We start from the raw sequence: 4,085 nt of genomic DNA on the forward strand, positions 1-4,085 counted from the left end.
AGAACGCAGAGGCACAGCCTCTGCTTGCACACTTAAGGCACACAGAGATTGCCACGCTTCGCTCGCAATGACATCATTTAGGGTTTTTCAACAAGCCCTTTCACCGGGATGACAACGATGATACTCCTCTACTCAAACAAATCCACATTCCCGGTGCGTTTGTTGGGGGAGTATTTTGTCGGGCGTTCATCGAGATAAACAGATTCACCTTTGCCGAGATGAACCGCGTCGTAACCCCGCTTGCAGAGGTCAGCGGCGAATTCCTTGAAACCGTGTATCGTAAGAATCTTCTTCGGCTGCGCCTTTTCGACATACGCTATCAGTTCATTGTAATCGGCGTGATCCGATAGCGGCACTGTAGTGTCGGCGCCGCTCCAGCGTGGAAGGCTCCCGACGCTCCAGCCGGTCAGCATACATGACCGAACCCGACGGAGTCCTTTCATGTCAGAGTTGCGACTCCAACCGGGAGGCGCGATCAGAATCTTATCTTTGTATGTCTCGCGGTCAAACAGCTCGAACTCGCCAAACTTGATCCCGCACTTCTTGTACAGCATCGCCATTTCATACACCGATGAATGCAAGCTCGCCGGATATCCTTCGTCACCGATTATCTTCAGCGCCTCCTGCGCCTTGCCGAGCGAATATCCGAGGATCATCGGAGTGTACCCCGAAACGCGTGTCGCCTTGATGAATTTCAGAAGTAGATCGATCGAAACATCCCGATCCGGAAAGACATACTCCGGCCTGCCGTAAGTCGTCTCCATCACGAGCACATCGCACTTCTTGATCTCGATCGGCTGAACCGTCGCGCTCTGCCTCAGCTTGAAGTCGCCTGTATAGACAATTTTGCGTCCATTCTGGTGAATCATGATTTGCGCAGCGCCGAGTATGTGTCCCGAGGAGTAAAGCTCGACATCGATATTGCCGACTTTTGTCCTCTGGCCCAGCGGCACCGCAATCGATTTTACGCGGCTAAACCTCTTGCGGAAGAATATCACCGTCTCAGGCGTTGCGAGGATCTTATTGTGCCGCGCGCAGTGATCGGAATGCGCGTGCGAAACGAATGCGAAATCCCGCTTGCGCGTCGAATCGAGAGGAATGTCGACACCTTCTATTTCGATACCGCTGTTGAAGTGAATCATAAGTTGCTATTTCTCTGACGGTCCCAGTTTGTAGCCGATCATTCGAAGGAATCCCATGCGTTCCTGTTTGTGCTTGTCTGACTCGACACCTTTCGGTGCGAAACCATCGATCACACCCATCACACCGCGTCCCTGCTCCGACACCGCAACAATCACCTCGACCGGATTTGCCGTCGCGCAGAATATCCGACAGACCTCGACACAGTTTTTCAGATTATTGAGGACGTTGATCGGGAAAGCCTCTCGCATGAAGATCAAGAACGAATGTCCGCAGCCGATTTTCAGAATATTATCCTCGGCAGCCTTGATCAGTTCGGGATCGTTACCCGAGGATCTCACCAAACACTCCTGTGATGCCTCTGAAAATGCAACACCGAACTTGATCGCAGGCACCGAATTCACCATCACCTCGTGGATATCCTCGACACTCTTGATGAAATGCGTCATGCCGAAAATCAGATTTGTGTCAGAGGGAGCGACGATCTTGACAATTTCAGTTTTCATATCTCATTCCCTTCTCTTTCATCGAAACGAACTTAACTCAATTCGATTCATGAGGAGCAACGATTTGAATCGCTCTGATCGAATCGCCGACTTCTACGCGATCCACAACTCTCATTCCCGATGTCACCTGCCCGAACACGGTATATCGACCATCAAGGTGCGGCAGCGCGGTATGTGAGATAAAGAACTGTGAACCACCGGTATCTTTCCCGGAATGAGCCATGCCGACCGTGCCTCGTTCGTACTCTTTCCGATTCCATTCGCTTCGGATGCTGTACCCGGGGCCTCCCCAGCCATCGCCACGCGGGCAGCCATCCTGGATAACAAATCCCGGGATAACTCTGTGCCATATTCTATTATCGAAAAAGCCGCTTTCCGCGAGGTCCGCGAAGTTGCTCACAGTCTTGGGAGCAATATCATACAGCAACTCTATCTCAATCGTACCCCGGTTAGTCTCGATAACCGCTTTCGGATTGGATGCGTATCGTGAAAAAATGTCGTTGTAGGTCTGCCGGTTTATTTTGGAGGCGTATTCGCCGAGCGAGGACGTGTGGTCGATTCCGATTTTCATATACGCATTGATAGCCGCCTCTCTGACACGATAGTCCACATCGCCGAGCGCCCTGTTAAACACCTCCACCATAGCCGGATCAGGCGACAGACTGTCGACCCATTTGCCAAATTCCTGCACGACGGTCAGCCGAAGATCGGGGTTCCTGTCCGCGGAATGTTGCGAGAACACTCGCGCGACCGCGCCGACATAGTTCGAATCTTTGCGCTCCACTATCATGCTGATCGCGGTGATTGCGACGGTGAAATCGCGATCATCGAGTCCGTTCGCAAGATACGGTTGCAGATCGACATCCTTGAAATTGCGCATCGCCGATAACGCTTCACGTCGAACCACTCCTTCTCGATCTTTGAACAACTCGGCTATCAGGTCAATCGAAGCGGAGGTATCGATAGAGGAAAGTCCTTCGATGAGCCTCAGTTTGATGTATGAATCGGCTTCGCCGAGGAAGCCTTCGACATTCTGCATGAAGAACGCCGGATCGATTTGCGCCGCAGTCACCATTGCCGCGCCTCGAATCGTGCGATTCTCATCCGCCAGGTATGGCTTGAGTTTCGACATCGCCAATGTCAGCTTCAGCTTACCGATAGCAGTGATAGCTTCAGCCTTGAGATGGATCGAATTGTCATCCGATAGGACATTCAGAAGCGATTTGAGAGCTTTGCGGTCTCCGATGTCGGCTATAGAACGGATAAGGTTGATCTTCACAAGATCGCTCTCTTCGCGTCGAAGCCGCTCTGTGAGCTGATCGAGCCCGGAGCTGTCACCGAGCGCGCCAATTGCGCGAGCCGCGAACTGACGGACGAGCGTGCTGGAATCCTTGAGGCACCACCTCAGACGACCGAAAGCTTCTGAATCGCCCGTGCGGAACATCGCAAATACTGCCATCCAGCGGACTTCTTCCGAGTCATCGCGCGACAGCTCGACCAGAGCATCCGTCTGGTTGTGCTCAGGTATCCGCGACATGGCAAACGCAGCAGAACGACGAATTCGTGGATTCGGATCATCGAAATAGTGCAGCACAGTAGCAACCGCCACAGGATCGCCGATCTTGCCAAGCGCCTCTATCATAGAGCATCTGACATCAATAGATGTTTCATCCTCAATATTCAATGTGATCGCGAGCATTGCTTCAGTGCCGCCAATCTGACCGAGAGCGAATGCCGTTTCGAGCCTCACCGATTCGACCGAGTCGGTCATGAGAGTTGCAATATCCGCTGTGGTCGATTCGATCCCCATTCTTCCGAGCGCCTGCACCGATCGCATTCGAATTTCCGGATCGGGGTCGCTCAGGAAGTTAAGTAGCTCGCCGGTTCCCATACTGCGGGAATCTTCGAGGATAGCGATGGTGGCGAGTTTGTCAATGTGACTATATTGATCCTCAACATCTCCGCAGGAAAGCGAAAGTACAATGAAGGTGAGACCGAAAGCGGCCAGAATTCTGTACATCAAGACTCCTTGTAATATTGCTCAATGCGGGGAAGATATGATCTGAAGCGCAAATTTCAAGGAAAAAGGGAGCAAAGATGCGTGATACAGTGATGTCGCAGTCCCGATTGTCTATTCTCTGAAGGTGACTGTTATTCCTCGGCGTGAGGGTGCTACAATAGAAATATATGGCCCATCTTTTCTGTGACAAGAGGTGTTTTCGATTGAACTGCCTGCATCCGTTCGCACGTGTCGCCTGATTTTACAGGACCTTGGCCGAACTGACGCCGGAAACCGGAATCGGCTCATTGCCGGACTCCTTGTTCTCCGAGACTATCCATTCTCCCTTGAATCTCAGAACCGGATCACTGATAGTTAACGAATGCGGCTCCTGATTGCCGATTTCCGATACATTGAGGCAGACTTTTCGGCTGTGATCG

General features: G+C 52.0%; 3 protein-coding genes. All 3 read right to left on the minus strand.

The features are described 5' to 3' along the window. Window positions 1-128 precede the first annotated feature (128 nt). From KKH67_12695 to KKH67_12705, 3 genes are read right to left on the minus strand one after another with little or no spacing between them, the layout of a single operon-like run. On the minus strand, window positions 129-1,142 hold the full coding sequence (locus tag KKH67_12695; protein MBU1320038.1) for an MBL fold metallo-hydrolase: 1,014 nt from the start codon (window positions 1,140-1,142) through the stop codon (window positions 129-131). Between the two features lie 6 nt (window positions 1,143-1,148). Then, window positions 1,149-1,646, minus strand: coding sequence for an adenosine-specific kinase (locus tag KKH67_12700; GenBank protein MBU1320039.1), 498 nt, complete (start codon window positions 1,644-1,646; stop codon window positions 1,149-1,151). Between the two features lie 37 nt (window positions 1,647-1,683). Then, window positions 1,684-3,666 (minus strand): HEAT repeat domain-containing protein, encoded by a 1,983-nt coding sequence (locus KKH67_12705; protein MBU1320040.1) that lies wholly within the window; start codon window positions 3,664-3,666, stop codon window positions 1,684-1,686. Between the last annotated feature and the right edge of the window lie 419 nt (window positions 3,667-4,085).

Source organism: Candidatus Zixiibacteriota bacterium (assembly GCA_018820315.1).
Lineage (GTDB): Bacteria > Zixibacteria > MSB-5A5 > JAABVY01 > JAHJOQ01 > JAHJOQ01.

What these genes read in the sequence shown, in the direction of transcription:
- KKH67_12695 (MBU1320038.1), bottom strand. Translation starts at nt 1,142, where the DNA reads ATGATTCACTTCAACAGCGGTATCGAAATAGAAGGTGTCGACATTCCT.
- KKH67_12700 (MBU1320039.1), bottom strand. Translation starts at nt 1,646, where the DNA reads ATGAAAACTGAAATTGTCAAGATCGTCGCTCCCTCTGACACAAATCTG.
- KKH67_12705 (MBU1320040.1), bottom strand. Translation starts at nt 3,666, where the DNA reads ATGTACAGAATTCTGGCCGCTTTCGGTCTCACCTTCATTGTACTTTCG.